Here is a 15916-nt window from a genome sequence, read left to right as displayed (position 1 = left end):
TCATTCGATGTTCTGGACCTGCTCGCGCATCTGCTCGATCAGGACCTTCATGTCCACGCCGATGCGCGTGAGCTCGAGGGCTGCCGACTTGGAGCCCAGGGTGTTGGCCTCGCGGTGCAGCTCCTGGATCAGGAAGTCGAGCCGCTTGCCGATCTCTCCGCCCTTCTTGAGGAGGCGCTCGATCTCGTCGAGGTGCGAGTTCAGCCGGGTGAGCTCTTCCGCCACGTCGATGCGGATGGCGAACGCCGTCGCTTCGGTCAGTGCCCGGTCCTGCGCGGCTTCGGGCAGCGTGCCGCCCGTGCCTGCGGTCAGGCCCATGGCTTCCTGCCAGCGTTCCAGGAAGCGGTTGCGCTGCTGTTCGACCAGCTGGGGCACCAGCGGGCCGGCCTGCAGCACCAGGGTGCGCAACTGGGCCAGGTGGGCCTCGAGCATCTTGGCGAGCCGGGCGCCTTCGCGCTGGCGTGCCGACATCAGCGCCTCAAGTGCCTTGCCGGCCACTTCGAGCAGGTCGGGGCCCCAGTCGCCGCGGGTGGCGCCATCGCCGCCGGCGAGGCGGATCACGTCGGCCACGCTCAGTTCGCGGGCCCCGGGCAGCCAGGCCTTGATGCCGTCCTGCACCCCGTTGAGCCGCTGGAGCAGCTTGACGGAGGGTTCGACGACGCCCGCCTGGGCGGTGTTCTCGATCGCGGCTCTGACTTCGACCTTGCCGCGCTTGAGCTTGCCCGTGAGCAACTCGCGCAGCGCCGTCTCATGCTGGCGCAGCTCCTCCGGCAACTTGAAGGTGAGGTCGAGGAAGCGGCTGTTGACCGAGCGGATTTCTACCCCGAGTCGGCCTGCGGCGGAAGGCCGTGCTTCGGCTTCGGAGTGGCTGCCTGCGGACCCATTCTGGCCGCTGGCATAGCCGGTCATGCTGTAAACTGGCATTGCGCCTCACTGTGGTTTTGCTTGCATGCACCGAGGCGTCGGTACAGCGTTCGCTTGCCGCACCATCGCCTTCGGGCGAAACTCCCGGATTATGTCAAAGGTCAAGCCTTCGCCCCTGTTGCCCGATACGGCCATTGGTGGTTACCGTGTTGTTCGCCGGCTTTCGGCGGGTGGTTTTGGCGTTGTCTATCTCGCCATCGACCCCAACGGACAGCAGGTGGCCATCAAGGAATACCTGCCTTCTTCGCTGGCCACCCGTGGCCCCGGCGAGCTGCATCCGCAGGTGCCGCCCGAAAAACTGTCCCTCTACCGGCTGGGGTTGAAGAGCTTTTTCGAAGAAGGCCGGTCCCTCGCGCAGATCTCGCATGCCTCGGTGGTCAGCGTGCTCAATTTCTTCCGCGAGAACGAGACCGTCTACATGGTCATGAACTACCTGGAGGGCGCGACCCTGCAGGATTTCGTGGTCACCGCCCGGGATCTCAAGCGCCAGAAGGTCTTTCGCGAGTCGACCATCCGCTCGCTCTTCGACGAGATCCTGCGCGGCCTGCGCATCGTCCATCAGTACAAGATGCTGCACCTGGACATCAAGCCGGCCAACATCTTCGTCACCGACGACGACCGCGCCGTGCTGATCGACTTCGGCGCCGCGCGCGAAGTGCTCAGCAAGGAAGGCATCTTCATCCGTCCCATGTACACGCCGGGCTTCGCCGCCCCCGAGATGTACCGCCGCGATTCGTCGATGGGGCCCTGGACCGACATCTACGCCATCGGCGCCTGCATCTACGCCTGCATGCAGGGCTACCCGCCCAACGACGCGCCCCGCCGCATCGAGAAAGACCGCCTGAGCCTGTCGCTCTCGCGCCTTCGCGGCGTGTACTCCGACAACCTCATCGAGGTGGTCGAGTGGTGCATGTCGCTCGATCCGCTTTCGCGCCCCCAGTCGGTCTTCGCGCTGCAGAAGGAACTGAGCCGCGAAGGCGAGCGCCGCTACACCAAGCTCACAGTCGGCGAGAAGGTGCGGCTGTCGATCGACAACATCCGCTCCTTCGACAAGAAGAGCCTGCCCCGGGCTGCGGCCCCCACCACGCGCCCCGCTTGACGTCATGAAATTCTCTGTCTTCCAGGTCAGCCGCAAGGGCGGACGTCTCAAGAACGAAGACCGCATGGGCTATTGCTACACGCGGGAGTCCGGGTTGTTCGTGCTGGCCGACGGCATGGGCGGTCACCCGGAAGGCGAGGTCGCGGCCCAACTGGCCCTGCAGACCATTGCCGCGCTCTACCAGCGCGAGGCCCGACCGACCGTGAAAGACGTGAAGGGCTTCCTGGCCGAATCGGCCATGGCCGCGCACCAGCAGATCATGCGATACGCGAGCCACAAGGCCATGCTCGACACGCCCCGCACCACCGTCGTCGCAGCGCTGCTGCAGGGCACGAGCGCCACCTGGATGCACTGCGGCGATTCGCGCCTGTACGTCGTGCGCGACGGCCGCCTGCTGACCCGCACGCGCGACCATTCGCATGCCGAGCGACCGAAGCCCCACGGCTCCGACATGCCGGTCAACCGCAACCTGCTGCTGACCTGCCTTGGCTCGCCGACCACGCCGCTGTTCGACATTTCGCCGCCGATGCAGCTCCAGCGCGGCGACCGCATCATGCTGTGCTCCGACGGCGTATGGGGCGTGCTCGACGATGCGCTCATCGTGCACACGCTTTCCTCCGGCAAGCCGGTGTCCGACGCGGCCCCCGACCTCGCCGAGATGGCGTTGCGCAAGGGCGGCGCCCACAGCGACAACGTGACACTCATCGCGCTCGAGTGGGAGATGTCCGAGACGCCCGGTGAAGACCGCGGCATCTCCACCGAAACCATCGACGACGGCGTGTTCGCCTCGACCATCCAGGCCGGCATGCCGTCGGATGGCGAGATCGAGGACATGGACGAAGACGCCATCGAGCGCTCCATCGCCGAGATCAACGAAGCCATCCGCCGCTCTGCCGCGCGAAAAACCTGAGCCGGCGCGCGTTCCCCTTTTCCTTTTCGAGCTTCCAACAATGACTGCTTTCACACGAAGCGGCGGCCGTGCCGCCGACCAGCTGCGCCCGGTGCGCATGACCCGCGGTTTCACCATCCACGCCGAGGGCTCGGTGCTCATCGAGTTCGGCCAGACCCGCGTGCTGTGCACCGCCTCGGTCGAAGAGCGCGTGCCCCCGCACAAGAAGGGCAGCGGCGAAGGCTGGGTGACGGCCGAATACGGCATGCTGCCGCGCGCCACCCACACCCGCAGCAGCCGAGAGGCCGCCAAGGGCAAGCAGACCGGCCGCACGCAGGAAATCCAGCGCCTCATCGGCCGCTCGATGCGCGCCGTGTTCGACCTGGCGGCGCTCGGCGAACGCACCATCCACCTCGACTGCGACGTGCTGCAGGCCGATGGAGGCACCCGCACCGCGGCCATCACCGGCGCCTTCGTCGCTGCACAAGACGCGGTCAACAAGCTCTTGGCCGCCGGCACCCTCAAAGCCTCGCCGATCAAGGGCCACGTGGCCGCCATCTCGGTGGGCATCGTCGGCGGCACGCCGCTGCTGGACCTCGAATACACCGAGGACTCGAGCTGCGACACCGACATGAACGTCGTCATGACCGGCGCCGGCCACTTCGTCGAAGTGCAGGGCACGGCCGAAGGCGTGGCGTTCACGCGCGAAGAAATGAACCTCCTGCTCGGCCTGGCCGAGAAGGGAATCGGCGAGCTCGTGACGCTGCAGAAGCAGGCACTGCTCTCGAACTGATCCATGAAACTGGTCCTGGCCTCCAACAACGCAGGCAAGCTCGCCGAACTCCAGCAACTGTTCGCGGCGTTGTCCGTCACCCTGGTGCCGCAATCGGCGCTGGGCGTGGGCGAGGCTGAAGAACCCTTCCGCACCTTCGTCGAGAACGCACTCACCAAGGCACGCCACGCCAGCGCCGCCACCGGCCTGCCGGCCATCGCCGACGACGCGGGCCTGTGCGTCGATGCCTTCGGCGGCCTGCCGGGCGTCGACACGGCTTACTACGCCACGCAATTCGGCTACGCCAAGGGCGATGCCAACAACGTGAAAGCGCTGCTCGAACAGCTCGATGGCGTGGTCAATCGCCGCGCTGCGCTGGTCAGCACGCTGGTCGCGCTGCGCAGCCACGACGACCCCGAGCCGCTCATCGCCGTCGGGCGCGTGGTCGGCGAGATCGCGCTCGCACCCATCGGCGACAACGGCTTCGGGTTCGACCCGGTGATGGTCCTGCCCGCCTTCGGCAAGACCTTTGCGCAGCTCACGCCCGAGGTCAAGAACGCCAACAGCCACCGCGGCCGCGCGGCGCAGGCGATGCTCGCGCTGATGCGCGAACGCTGGCTGTAGCAGGTCGCCGATGGCCACCGTCTTCCCGATCCAGCCGGCGCAGCCCACGGGCGCGCCGCAAGCCAACGACGTGCTGCACTGGATGCGCCCCGGCCCGCTGCAGCTTTCGGCGCTGCCGCCGCTGTCGCTCTACATCCATTTGCCGTGGTGCCTGCGCAAGTGCCCGTACTGTGACTTCAACTCGCACGAATGGCGCGCCACGAGCGCGGCCGATGCGGAGGGCATCCCCGAGGCGGCGTACATCGATGCGCTCGTGGCCGACCTCGATGCCGCGCTGCCGCTGATCTGGGGCCGCACCGTCCACACCATCTTCATCGGCGGCGGCACGCCCAGCCTGTTCTCGCCACAGGCCATCGACCGGTTGCTCGGCGACGTGCGTGCACGCCTGAAGCTCGCGCCCGATTGCGAGATCACGCTCGAAGCCAACCCTGGCACCTTCGAGCGCAACCGATTCCGGGCCTACCGTTCAGCCGGCGTCACGCGCCTGTCGGTCGGCGTGCAGAGCTTCAACGACGAGCACCTGACGGCGCTGGGACGCGTGCACGACCGCGCACAGGCCATCGCCGCGGTGGAAGAGGCCTCGAGTGCCTTCGACACCTTCAACCTCGACCTGATGTACGCGCTGCCCGGCCAGACGCTCGAGCACCTGGAGGCCGACCTGTCGCAGGCCCTCGCGCTCGCGCCGCCGCACATCTCGGTCTATCACCTCACCATCGAGCCCAACACCTGGTTCGCGAAATTTCCGCCGACGCTGCCCGAAGACGACATTGCCTACGCGATGCTCGACCGCATCACCGAGCGGACAGGCGAGCGCGGCATGTCGCGCTACGAGGTGTCGGCCTATGCGGCCGACGGGCATCAGTGCGCGCACAACCTCAACTACTGGCAGTTCGGCGACTACCTCGGCATCGGCGCCGGAGCGCACAGCAAGCTGAGCTTTGCGCACCGCATCGTGCGACAGGTGCGCTATCGCGAGCCGCGCCTGTACATGGAGAACGCGCGTGCCGGCGCGGCCGTGTCGCAGAGCGACGAGGTGTCGTTGGCGGACCTGCCCTTCGAATTCATGCTCAATACGCTGCGATTGAAGGCGGGCTTCACGTTGCCGCAGTTCAGCGAGCGCACGGGGCTCGCGATGACGTCGATCCAGCGCGGGCTTGAAGAGGCCGAGCGCAAGGGGCTCGTGGCGCGCGACCTGTTCCGCGTATGGCCGACCGAGCGCGGGCTGGACTTTCTGAGCGATCTGCAGACGCTGTTTCTGCCGGACGAGGATTGAAGCATCGCCGTCGGCATAAAATCGACGGTTCCGGAGAGTTGGGTGAGCGGTTTAAACCAGCAGTCTTGAAAACTGCCGACGTGAAAGCGTCCGTGAGTTCGAATCTCACACTCTCCGCCAGCGGCCCAGGAGAAAGCCAACACGCCTTTCTCGGCATTTGATATCGACGGCCGCGCGCATCGTCGGCAAGACCGACAGCTTCACGCTGAGGCCGCCTTGCTTTTCTGTCCTGCAGCCGAGCGGGCGGACACGAACATCGTGCGAATCAGTCCAAGCGCACTCAGGCGATGAACTACCTCGTACGCGCGGGCATCGCATTCAATCGTGCAGCGGAGATCGAGACGGCAGAACCGCTGCTGCATTCGGCCATCGCCTTCGATTGGGTCGGGCAAGGGCTTCCGAATGACAAGTTCGGGAAGGCGCAAAAGCGGTCACTCCATGGATCGACGGACTCAACCTGTCGGCTACCGCAATCCCACAAAGAGCTCTTCCGAACTCCCAGGAAACAATCCCATTTATTACATCTTTTGCGTTACGGCTGAGTCAGTCTCGATTTCGTGAAAGGGTACCCTGCGGGCGCGCCGGCCGAACCCTGGAATTCGTATCGCGCGCCTTGACGTCTGGGTACCCCATCACGGTTTCCGCTCGAGCGCGTAGCGGTTCTTGAGGAGAAAAAATGGACAGGGAATACGACTCTCCACGGCCGAGCCGCCTCGGCAACTGCACTGCTCCGGCGCAGATCGGCGGGCTCTCGGCGCTGTCGGCCAACACACCGCCGCCCCCGGGATTTTTCGACGGGGAGCAGCCAAGGGCCGTGAAGGTTCTGCTCGTGGACGACGATCCCTTCGTGCGGCGCGTCATCGCGCAGGAGTTGCTTGGTGACTTGCGCATTCAGTTGGAGGGGCAGGCCGGCAGCCTGCGCGAAGGGCGGCGCCTGATCATGGCGCACGACTTCGACGTTCTCCTTGTCGACAGCCGGCTGGGGGACGGGAGCGGATTCGATCTGGTCCACGAGGCCAAAAAGCGCTACAGCGGCGCCGAGGTCATCGTCATCTCGGCCGTCGAGGATGAAACCGAGGTGCTGCACGCCTTCCAATTGGGCGCTTCGGGCTTCCTTTTGAAAAATGCCTGGTTGCAGAGCTACGCCCAGGCGGTGCTGCATGTGGTAAACGGCGGCGCGGCGATCACCCCTCGCATCGCGCGTCGTCTCCTTCTGCATCTCGACCATCGACGCCCGCGGCCGGACCCTGTCCAGCCGATCGAAACGAAAGCCGCGCTCTCGCAACGGGAGCGCGAAGTCCTGCAGTTGGTTGCCACCGGCCATGTGACGGGCGAGATCGCCTCGCAGCTGACGATAAGCGTGCAGACCGTCAGCGTGCATGTGAAGAACATCTATCGCAAGCTCCATGCGCATACACGTGCCCAGGCGGTGAGCTATGCGACTTCCCGGGGCTTGCTCTGATATGGCTCGTCTGCGGTGCGCGATCTGTGCCGGTTGGCGATCAGACCGAATTCAAAAGCTCTCACGCAACGTGATTGCGCAGGCCATCGGCAGGACCGCATGCACCGACAGGCTGAACCCGCGCTTGATCCATCTCAAGCCGACCCGTGCCGCGGCGCGCAACATCGTCCACAGTCCTCTACACAGGGCTTCTCTTTTTAGAATTAACACTTAAGCACTCGAATTGAGCAAATCGTCCGGCCCATGCCTGACGCTCGCGAGACAAATCACGTGACGCTTTCGCACCGGCTATATACATTGCGCCAACGATGCAACATGCTGTGTTCTCTGCCGTGCCGTACTGGTGCGCACAGAGCCGACCGGCCTGTCTCAGCGACAGGATCAAATCCAATGTCATTGCCTGCCTGGACCAGGATTCGCTTGCCGCTGGTAATTTTCGTGGTCGGCACGGCGCTGTCGATCGCACTCAGCGTTTCGGCCCATCAGGCGATCGGGCGCAGTGCCCAAGCGCGCTTCGACGCGTCCGCCTTCGACCTGGCACGCAAGGTCGAAGCCCGCTTCGACGACTACACCGCTCTCCTGGTCGGCCTGCGAGCGCGATTCAACGCCTCCGAGACCGTGACGCGAAACGATTTCAGGGACTATGTTGCAGGGCTGAACCTGGCGAGCGCCTACCCCGGTTTCCAGGCCTTCAGCTACGCGCCGCGGATCGCGGCCAACGACAAGCAGGCCTTCGAGGCGCAGGTCCGCGGTGATGCCAGCCTCGACGCTGGTGTTGCCTCCGGCTTCGCCATCAAGCCCCCCGGCGAGCGGGACACGTACTACCCACTGATCTACATCGAGCCGCAGGCCGGCAACGAGAGGCTGCTCGGCAATGACCTGGGCGCGATGCCAGACAGAGGAGACGCGCTCGAGCAGGGGCGCGACACCGGCGGGCTCGTCACATCCGGCCGCAAGGTCCGCATCGCGGGTCGCGAGTCCGACATCGGATTGGCGATGCGGCTGCCGGTCTATCGCCCAGGACAACCGCTCGATACGCTCGAGCAGCGGCGCAGTGCCTATGTCGGTTCGGTTGGCGCGGGCTTCAGCGTTGCAGGGATGTTGAGCGATGTGGTCGATGGCGATACCGCGAGGACGTTCCGGTTGCGCTTGATCGATGCCGGGCCGGGTCAGGGAGCGATCGGGACACGCATCGAGACCAGGTTTGTAACGCCGACATCGTTCGGCGAGCGGCAATTGCTGTTCGACAGCGCGGCCGCGGCGAAGCCCGCTGTTGCAACGGCGCGCAGCCTCGAGCGCATGCTCGGCTTCGAGTTGGGCGGCCACTCCTGGCTTGTGGAAGTCGGTCAAGACGAAAACCAGGTCTTCAGCCCGCTCGACAAGGCCATCCCCTGGCTCGTCGTCCTCGGTGGCCTGGCCACCAGCATGCTGCTTGCCGGCATCGTCTTTTCGTTGACCACCGCACGCAGCCGGGCCCAGGTCCTGGCGACCGAGATGACCAGCCACCTGCGCACCAGCGAACGGCAGCTGGAGGAGGCCCAGCACCTGGCAAGCCTGGGGAGCTGGATCCTCGACCTCGAAACCGGAACCTTGCAATGCTCGGAAGAAGCCCGGCGCATCATGGGCCTCGAGGCCGATCCCTTCCCTCTGGACTTGGCCACGCTGCTCCCGCGTGTTCCGGCCGCAGAGCGTTTTGCAATCGAACAGCAGATCGCGCTGGTCTCCCAGTCCACGGAACGCAGCGAATTCGAGCACCGTCTGTGCCTGCCGGATGGCACCGAACGCTGGCTCCACGTCATCGCGCAGTCGGCCGAAGACGAAGGCAAGAGATCGGTGCGCGGCACCGTGCGCGATGCCACACGGCCGCGCAAGGATGCCTTGCGCCAGAAGCTCGAGTACAGGATCGCCCGGCTGCTCGCCGGCGACGGCAGGGCCGAGACGGTGATTGCGCTGGCGCTCGAGGCGGTATGCACCGACCTGCGCTGGGATTGCGGCGCGTTGTGGAGCGTCGGCGACGACGGCCTGGCTCGTTGCACCGTGGCCTGGCATGCCGACAACGACCCGGCGGTGCGGCAATTCGTCGATGCCAGCCGGTCGCTCGCCTACCGGTCCGGCGAAGGTTCGCTGGGCCACGCCTGGGGGATCGGCAGCGTCGTGCGAATCGACACGCTGGCGGCTCCGAGCCATTTCACGCGCGAAGCGATGGCCCGCGAGGCCGGGCTGACCGTCGGCCTCATCGTGCCGATGGTCGCCACCGTTGCGCCCACGGCCCTGGAACTTTTCGGCTCCAATCTGTACGTTGTCGACGCAGAGACCCTGGAGTCGCTGCGTGTGATCGCCTTGCAGATCGCCCAGTACGAGCAACGCAAGCTGGCCGAGGGGAGTCTTCGTTTCATGGCCAGCCACGACGAATTGACCGGCTTGCTCAATCGCGCCGCGCTGCAACAGGCGCTTGCCCTTGCCATCAAGCGCAGCGACCGCCATCAGAAGCAGTTCGCGGTGATGTTCGTCGACCTGGATCGCTTCAAGCACATCAACGATACGCTGGGCCACGGTGTGGGCGACGAGATGATCAAGGTGTGCGGCGAGCGCCTTACGGCGCTGCTGCGCGATGCCGATGTCGTGGCGCGTTTTGGCGGCGATGAGTTCGTGCTGCTGCTGGAGGACCTGTCCAGCCCGAACGATGCCGTGGTGCTCGCCGAAAAGGTGCTGGCTTGTTGCGCCGAGCCTTTCGTCATCGAAGGGCGCGAACTGCACGTCAGCGCCAGCGTCGGCGTGAGCGTCTATCCGGAGAACGGCGGCGATGCCGAAGCGCTCCTGAAAAATGCCGACACGGCGATGTACCGCGCCAAGGAAAGAGGCCGCAACACCTACCGGTTCTACGCAGCGAAGATGAATGCGCAGAGTACCGAACATCTGATGCTGGAAGGTGCGCTGCACCATGCCCTGGAGCGCGGGGAGCTGGAGATGCACTACCAGCCGAAGATGAATCTGCAGACCCAGCGCATCGTCGGTGTCGAGGCGCTGATGCGCTGGCACCATCCGGTCCTGGGAATGATTCCGCCGGTGCAGTTCATTCCGATCGCCGAAGAGATCGGCTTGATCGTATCCATGGGCAAGTGGGCGCTGGAGAGGGCCTGTGCCGATTCGCGTTCGTGGCAGAAATACGGTTTGCCGGAAGTGCTGGTGAGCGTCAATCTGTCGCCGCGCCAATTCGAAAGCCGCACGCTCATCGCCGACATACGTGCTGTGCTGGAAGCCTCTGGCATGGAGCCGTCGCTGCTGGAGTTGGAAATCACCGAAGGCGCGGTGATGGCGGACCCCGAGCATGCGGCGAAATTGCTCTGGATGATTCGAGACATGGGTGTCGGGCTCGCCCTCGACGATTTCGGAACGGGCTATTCCTCGCTCTCGTACTTGAAGAACTTCCCGCTGTCGACGATCAAGATCGACCGTTCCTTCGTCAACAACCTGACGCAAGACGCCGACGCACGGGCACTCATCGACGGCATCATCACCCTGGCCCATGGGTTGCGAATGAAGGTGGTGGCCGAGGGTGTAGAGACCGCAGCCCAGCTCGATTACTTGCGCAGCCGCGGTTGCGACGAGGTCCAGGGCTATTGGCTGTGCAAGCCCATGCCTGCCGACGAGGCGCGCAATTTCATGGCGCATCACCTGCCCAACCAATTTGCTCCACCGGTGGCGGCCTGACGGCCGAGCCTTCGAAGCAATCGTCACCGGGCGCGTTGCCCGGACCTTCCAGCAACTTCACAGGAGCATTCATGATTCATTCGACCCAATGCAGGACACAAGAGCAGACGATCGCCGCCATCGAGGCGCTCGACCTCACGCCGATCAAGTTCAAGGCCTGCCGCAAAGAGGACGGCTACGGTTGGTCGGCAGGCTACGCGGACCAGATGGAGGTGGCCTACAAGCGCTACTTGATACTGCACGCCAGGCACCCCGACCTGACGCTCGCTCCCGAGCAGGACGTCGACCGCTTCTGGCACATGCACATCCTCGACACGAGAAAGTACGCTGCCGATTGCGAAACCACTTTCGGCCATTTTTTGCACCACTTTCCGTACCTCGGCCTGCGCGGCGAGGAAGACGCCAAGGCGCTGCAGACGGCCTTCCTGGAGATGCAGCGCTTGTCCGTCGAGGAATTCGGCGAGCCGACGCCTGCGTCTCAAAACAAGCCTGCCAGGGATGCGGCTGCATGGTGCTCGCTTGAGTCGGCCAGACCCGCAGCGACATGGTGTTCGCTCGAGGCAGGCAAAGCGTCAGCAGCGTGGTGTTCGCTCGAGGTGGGCGAACCTTCAGCGGCGTGGTGTTCGCTGGAGGTGGGCGAACCTTCAGCGGCGTGGTGTTCGCTGGAGGTAGGCAAAGCGAAAGCAGCGTGGTGTTCGCTGGAAGCGGGCATTCCGGCCGGTGCTGCCTTCGCGGCAGAGCTCTCGGTGAAGGCCAGCGCGCCTGAGCTGGCAGCTTCGCGCGCAGGCTAGGGTTTGGCGTGAATGGATGAAGGGTTGGCGGACGACGAGGCGGTTGGCTCGCCTTGTCCGCCGTGCGGAGCCTCGGTCTCGCCGATCTCTCGGAATGCTTTCCCCTGGCGTCACTCCGCAAAAACGCCATTGCGCAACACGCCAATCGCGTCGACCTCCACTTCGACGACGTCCCCCGCCTTCATCCACACAGGCGGCATGCGCTTGGCACCCACGCTGCCGGGCGTGCCGGTGACGATCACATCGCCCGCGGCCAGCGGCATGAAGGCCGAGACGTGCGCAATCTGCCGGGGAATGCTGTGAAGCGGCTTGTCGGTGGTGGTGCGTTGCATCTCCCGGCCGTTCAGGCGCGTGACCAGCGTCATGACCTGGTTGTCGGCGATCTCGTCGCGCGTGACCAGCCACGGCCCGAAGCCGCCGGTGCGCCAGAAGTTCTTGCCTGCGGTCCACTGCGGGGTGGCAGTCTGCCAGTCGCGGAGGCTGCCGTCGTTGTAGCAGGCGTAGCCGGCGATGTGGTTCCACGCGTCGGCTTCGGCGATGCGCCGTCCGCCCCGGCCGATGACGATGGCGATCTCACCTTCGTAGTCGAGCTTGCCCGATTCGGGCGGCAGCATGATGTCGCCGCCGTGCGTCACCTGCGACTCGGCCACGCGCAGGAAGAGGGTGGGCTGCTCGGTGATTTCACGGCCGGTCAGGCAGGCCAACGTCAAGCTGGACTGATGCGCGAATTGGTATTTCAGCGCGAGTAACAGGCCGATCTACGGATGCCACGTGGAAACGACTGCCGGCGTCTGCGCTGTGGGGCGACCGGCCAGTGCATACGACAACTCGTTCGCCGCTTTCATGATCGTCCTGGCGTGACCGATGAGCCTGGCCTTGGGCAGGCGATCCGATGGCCCGGAAATGCACACCGAGCCGAGCAGGGCCCAGCGCAGGCCGAAGACCGGCGCCGACACCGTCGCCACGTTCTTCTCGCGTTCACCGATGGAGAAGTGGTAGCCCTTCTTGCGGATGTCCTCGTAAAGCTTTCCCGGTTCCCCCGAGAACGCAAGGATCACTCGTCCCGGGGACCCCAGCTCCAGGGGGAGCATCGCGCCCATGCGCGCGTGGTGGCGAATCGGTTGCGGCCCTTCCACGCGCGCCAGGCAGGTGCGCGAATTGCCTTCGCGCACGTAGAACGCCGCACTCTCGCCCGTGGCCTGCGATAGCGCGAGGAGCATCGGTTCCACCACGTTGTTGGCGTCGAAGCTGGCCTGGTAACGCGCACCGAGCCAGCCCGCCGCGGGGCCCAGCCGCCATTCGCCATCGTCGCGCTGCACCACATAGCCGGACAGTGCCAGCGTGCGAAGCAGACGGAGGATGGTGGTCTTGTGCATGCCGCTGCGGCGCGTGAGTTCGGCCAGCGAAAGCCGCTCGTCCTGCATGCCGAACGTGTCCAGCAATTGCAGGGCGCGGGTCACCGCCGTGACGCCGCCGGTGGCTTCAAGGTCGGCCTCGCGCGGCGCCTCGACGACTTCGGCCGATCGCTTCGGCTTCACTGCCCTGGTGCTTTTCGCGGTGGTCATTTCGTTTCACCCAATGGTCCATGTTGCACAAGATGGACCACCATTGTATGGAGTGGAACGCAAATCTAAAGTCGCGGCATGCCCAGGCGCACCGCTGCCAGGCACTCATCCAACGAGCCGGAGACAAACCAATGCGTACCTCGAGCAACAGCTCCATTTCTCGCCGTGCAGCCCTAGGCGCCGCCCTCCTGTTCGCTGGCGGCGTGGCACTGGCGCAGGCCTATCCCTCACGTCCCATCCGCCTCGTGGTGCCTTTTCCGCCGGGCGGCGGCACGGACATCATTGCCCGCGAGGTCGCGAACAAGGTCGCGACCTCCGAGGGCTGGACCATCGTCATCGACAACAAGCCGGGCTCCGGCGGAAACATCGGCGTCGATGCGGCGGCGAAGGCCAATCCCGATGGCTACACGCTGGTGCTGGGCCAGACCAGCAACCTGGCGATCAACCCGTCGCTCTACGCGAAGCTGCCCTACGACCCGGCGAAGGATCTGGCGGCAGTGGGCCTCGTCGCCTCGGCGCCTCTGGTCGTGGTGGTGTCCGCCGCGTCGCCCTACAAGAAACTCTCGGACGTGGTCGCCGCCGCCAAGGCCAGACCGACTGCACTCAACTATGCGAGCTCGGGCAACGGCACCGTGGCCCACCTCGCCACCGAGCAGTTCCAGAAAGCCGCGGGCGTGCAGTTCACGCACGTTCCCTACAAGGGCGCCTCGCAGGGCCTGACCGACCTCGTCGGCGGGCAGATCCAGATGTACGTCTCGTCGGTGCCGACACTGATCGCCCAGATCAAGAGCGGCCAGTTGCGCGCGCTGGCGGTGACCTCGCTGCAGCGCAACCGCGACCTGCCCGACGTGCCCACGATGTCCGAGTCGGGCTACAAGGACTTCGAGGCCGTGACGTGGTTCGGCGTTGCCGGTCCCGCCGCCATGCCGAAGGACGCTATCGCGAAACTGAATGCGGCGTTCAACAAAGCGCTGGCGACGACCGACGTGCAGAAGAAGCTTGCCGCGCAGGGCGCGGAAGTGATGACCGGCCCGCCGGAGAAGTTCGCCTCGCTGATCCGCACCGACGGCGTGCGCTGGGGCGCGATCGTGAAGTCCTCCGGCGCCAAGATGGACTGACCCCTGGCATGGCAAGGACGCCGGCGTCGAGCCGAACTGAACCCCATTCATCTCCCTCCTGAAAGTACCTCCATGTCTTCGAACCTTCCCGACATCATTCGCGACTTCGAGCGCGTGCCCGCGAACATCGTGGCGCAAGCCGCCGGGTTCCAGCCGGCCATCCTCGCCGACGTGGCCGGGCGACGCGGCGCGCTGGACGGGCGCATCAAGGCGCTGCGCCCCCGCATGAAGCTGGCAGGCCCGGCCATCACGGTGGAAGTACGCCCCGGCGACAACCTGATGATCCATGCGGCCATGGCGATGGCAAGGCCCGGCGATGTGCTCGTGATCGACGGCAAGGGCGACCGGAGCTCGGCCCTCATGGGCACCATCATGATGACGGCCTGCAAGAAGCTCGGCATTGCCGGCGTGGTGATGGACGGCGCGTGCCGCGACAGCCTCGAGATCGACGAGATGGACTTCCCGGTCTTCAGCGTGGGCACCAACCCGAACGGGCCGACCAAGAACATCGGCGGGCGCATCGGACACCCGGTGTCCGTCGGCGGCGTGACGGTGCGCTCCGGCGACTTCGTGATCGGCGACGGCGACGGCGTGGTCGTGGTCGAGCGCGAGAAGATCGAATCGCTGCTGCCGCTGGCGGCCAGGAAGGTACGCGACGAAGCCGCGCGCATTGCCGCCATCGCGCAAGGCGACACCGCGGCCAAGTGGCTGGACGCCGCCCTGCGCACCGCAGGCGTGCTGAAAGAAGGCGAGACGCTGTGAGAGCCATCCTCGTCACGGGCGCCGACCTGGCGCCGCAGGCGCTCGCCCTGCTCGAAGGCTACGACGTCGTGTACGCCGGCAAGACGCCGAACGAGGACGACCTGATCGCCCTGTGCCGGGCGCACGACCCCGTGGCCATCATCGTGCGCTATGGCAAGGTGGGCGCCGCCGTGATGGACGCGGCACCGTCGCTGAAAGTGATCTCCAAGCACGGCAGCGGAACCGACACGATCGACAAGGCAGCGGCACAGGCGCGCGGCATCGAGGTCGTGGCGGCCGCGGGCGCCAATGCCGCGGCAGTGGCCGAGCAGGCGCTCGCCTTGCTGCTGGCCTGCGCCAAATCGGTGGTGGCCCTCGATGCCCGCATGCACGCCGGCCACTGGGACAAGGCGACGCACAAGAGCCTGGAACTCGGTGGCCGCACGATCGGCCTCGTCGGGCTCGGTGCGATCGGCCTGCGCTTTGCGCGCATGGCGGACGCGCTGGGCATGCGTGTGCTTGGCCACGATCCCTTCGCCAAGGACCTTCCCGCCCATGTGAAGCCCGCCGACCTGGCAACGCTGTGGGCCGAGTCCGATGCGGTGTCGCTGCACTGTCCGCTGACCGATGACAACCGTGGGCTGCTCAATGCCCGCACACTGGCGCAATGCAGGCGCGGCGTGATCGTCATCAACACGGCGCGAGGCGGCCTCATCGAAGAAGACGCGCTGCTGGCTGCGCTGCACTCGGGCCAGGTTGCCATGGCCGGACTGGACAGCTTCGCGGTCGAGCCGATGACGCCCGGCCATCCGTTCCAGGGCGAGAAGAACATCGTGCTGAGCCCCCACATCGGCGGCGTGACCGGCGATGCCTACGTGAACATGGGCGTGGGCGCGGCAAGGAACCTGTTGCAGGTGCTCTCGCGCCGGACGGCAACTGCCTGAGGC

At 65.7% G+C, this 15916-nt stretch carries 13 protein-coding genes, 1 tRNA gene and 1 pseudogene; 12 read left to right on the top strand and 3 right to left on the bottom strand.

Annotated features, from left to right (window positions below):
- Complete coding sequence (locus M2282_RS21810; protein WP_280810858.1) at positions 1 to 924, bottom strand: YicC/YloC family endoribonuclease; 924 nt, start codon at positions 922 to 924, stop codon at positions 1 to 3.
- A gap of 91 nt (positions 925 to 1015) precedes the next feature.
- Here M2282_RS21810 and M2282_RS21805 point away from each other — a divergent pair, with 91 nt between their 5' ends.
- The 9 genes from M2282_RS21805 to M2282_RS21765 all read left to right on the top strand — a co-directional run bounded on the left by M2282_RS21805 (position 1016) and on the right by M2282_RS21765 (position 11545).
- Entirely contained in the window at positions 1016 to 2023 is a 1008-nt protein-coding gene (locus M2282_RS21805) for a serine/threonine protein kinase (protein WP_280810857.1), read from the top strand.
- 4 nt (positions 2024 to 2027) lie between these two features.
- Positions 2028 to 2933, top strand: a complete 906-nt coding sequence (locus M2282_RS21800; RefSeq protein ID WP_280810856.1) for a PP2C family protein-serine/threonine phosphatase — start codon at positions 2028 to 2030, stop codon at positions 2931 to 2933.
- Between the two features lie 40 nt (positions 2934 to 2973).
- Complete coding sequence (gene rph / locus M2282_RS21795; protein WP_280810855.1) at positions 2974 to 3705, top strand: ribonuclease PH; 732 nt, start codon at positions 2974 to 2976, stop codon at positions 3703 to 3705.
- Between the two features lie 3 nt (positions 3706 to 3708).
- The gene (locus M2282_RS21790) at positions 3709 to 4308 is read left to right on the top strand and encodes a non-canonical purine NTP pyrophosphatase (protein WP_280810854.1); all 600 of its coding nucleotides are present in this window, start codon (positions 3709 to 3711) and stop codon (positions 4306 to 4308) included.
- A 10-nt stretch (positions 4309 to 4318) separates the two neighbouring features.
- Positions 4319 to 5581, top strand: coding sequence for a radical SAM family heme chaperone HemW (gene hemW, locus M2282_RS21785; protein ID WP_280810853.1), 1263 nt, complete (start codon positions 4319 to 4321; stop codon positions 5579 to 5581).
- Between the two features lie 32 nt (positions 5582 to 5613).
- Positions 5614 to 5701, top strand: a tRNA-Ser gene (locus M2282_RS21780).
- A gap of 556 nt (positions 5702 to 6257) precedes the next feature.
- On the top strand, positions 6258 to 7043 hold the full coding sequence (locus M2282_RS21775; RefSeq protein ID WP_280810852.1) for a response regulator transcription factor: 786 nt from the start codon (positions 6258 to 6260) through the stop codon (positions 7041 to 7043).
- A 390-nt stretch (positions 7044 to 7433) separates the two neighbouring features.
- Positions 7434 to 10754, top strand: a complete 3321-nt coding sequence (locus tag M2282_RS21770; RefSeq protein WP_280810851.1) for a bifunctional diguanylate cyclase/phosphodiesterase — start codon at positions 7434 to 7436, stop codon at positions 10752 to 10754.
- 71 nt (positions 10755 to 10825) lie between these two features.
- Positions 10826 to 11545, top strand: a complete 720-nt coding sequence (locus M2282_RS21765) for a glycine-rich domain-containing protein (protein WP_280810850.1) — start codon at positions 10826 to 10828, stop codon at positions 11543 to 11545.
- A gap of 110 nt (positions 11546 to 11655) precedes the next feature.
- Here M2282_RS21765 and M2282_RS21760 read toward each other — a convergent pair.
- A pseudogene (locus M2282_RS21760) lies at positions 11656 to 12237 on the bottom strand (fumarylacetoacetate hydrolase family protein); the annotation flags it as partial.
- A gap of 66 nt (positions 12238 to 12303) precedes the next feature.
- Entirely contained in the window at positions 12304 to 13110 is an 807-nt protein-coding gene (locus tag M2282_RS21755; RefSeq protein ID WP_280810849.1) for an IclR family transcriptional regulator, read from the bottom strand.
- A 131-nt stretch (positions 13111 to 13241) separates the two neighbouring features.
- On the opposite strand from M2282_RS21755, the gene M2282_RS21750 reads away from it, so the two are divergent.
- The 3 genes from M2282_RS21750 (at position 13242) to M2282_RS21740 (ending at position 15913) form a co-directional block, all read left to right on the top strand.
- Positions 13242 to 14228, top strand: a complete 987-nt coding sequence (locus tag M2282_RS21750; protein ID WP_280810848.1) for a Bug family tripartite tricarboxylate transporter substrate binding protein — start codon at positions 13242 to 13244, stop codon at positions 14226 to 14228.
- Positions 14229 to 14300: 72 nt separating this feature from the next.
- On the top strand, positions 14301 to 14990 hold the full coding sequence (locus M2282_RS21745; protein WP_280810847.1) for an RraA family protein: 690 nt from the start codon (positions 14301 to 14303) through the stop codon (positions 14988 to 14990).
- Entirely contained in the window at positions 14987 to 15913 is a 927-nt protein-coding gene (locus tag M2282_RS21740; protein ID WP_280810846.1) for an NAD(P)-dependent oxidoreductase, read from the top strand. Before M2282_RS21745 ends, M2282_RS21740 begins: the two co-directional genes overlap by 4 nt.
- The last annotated feature ends 3 nt before the right edge of the window (positions 15914 to 15916 follow it).

Source organism: Variovorax boronicumulans (genome assembly GCF_029892485.1).
Taxonomy (GTDB): Bacteria; Pseudomonadota; Gammaproteobacteria; order Burkholderiales; family Burkholderiaceae_C; genus Variovorax; species Variovorax boronicumulans_B.
Note: the sequence above shows the minus strand (reverse complement) of the source record. Positions and strands in the feature narration are given on the sequence as shown.

Bases quoted from the DNA above. Each gene is read 5' to 3' on its own strand.
- M2282_RS21810 (WP_280810858.1), bottom strand. From the start codon at position 924: ATGCCAGTTTACAGCATGACCGGCTATGCCAGCGGCCAGAATGGGTCC.
- M2282_RS21765 (WP_280810850.1), top strand. From the start codon at position 10,826: ATGATTCATTCGACCCAATGCAGGACACAAGAGCAGACGATCGCCGCC.
- M2282_RS21750 (WP_280810848.1), top strand. From the start codon at position 13,242: ATGCGTACCTCGAGCAACAGCTCCATTTCTCGCCGTGCAGCCCTAGGC.
- hemW (WP_280810853.1), top strand. From the start codon at position 4,319: ATGGCCACCGTCTTCCCGATCCAGCCGGCGCAGCCCACGGGCGCGCCG.
- M2282_RS21745 (WP_280810847.1), top strand. From the start codon at position 14,301: ATGTCTTCGAACCTTCCCGACATCATTCGCGACTTCGAGCGCGTGCCC.
- M2282_RS21770 (WP_280810851.1), top strand. From the start codon at position 7,434: ATGTCATTGCCTGCCTGGACCAGGATTCGCTTGCCGCTGGTAATTTTC.
- M2282_RS21805 (WP_280810857.1), top strand. From the start codon at position 1,016: ATGTCAAAGGTCAAGCCTTCGCCCCTGTTGCCCGATACGGCCATTGGT.
- M2282_RS21755 (WP_280810849.1), bottom strand. From the start codon at position 13,110: ATGACCACCGCGAAAAGCACCAGGGCAGTGAAGCCGAAGCGATCGGCC.
- M2282_RS21790 (WP_280810854.1), top strand. From the start codon at position 3,709: ATGAAACTGGTCCTGGCCTCCAACAACGCAGGCAAGCTCGCCGAACTC.
- M2282_RS21800 (WP_280810856.1), top strand. From the start codon at position 2,028: ATGAAATTCTCTGTCTTCCAGGTCAGCCGCAAGGGCGGACGTCTCAAG.
- rph (WP_280810855.1), top strand. From the start codon at position 2,974: ATGACTGCTTTCACACGAAGCGGCGGCCGTGCCGCCGACCAGCTGCGC.
- M2282_RS21775 (WP_280810852.1), top strand. From the start codon at position 6,258: ATGGACAGGGAATACGACTCTCCACGGCCGAGCCGCCTCGGCAACTGC.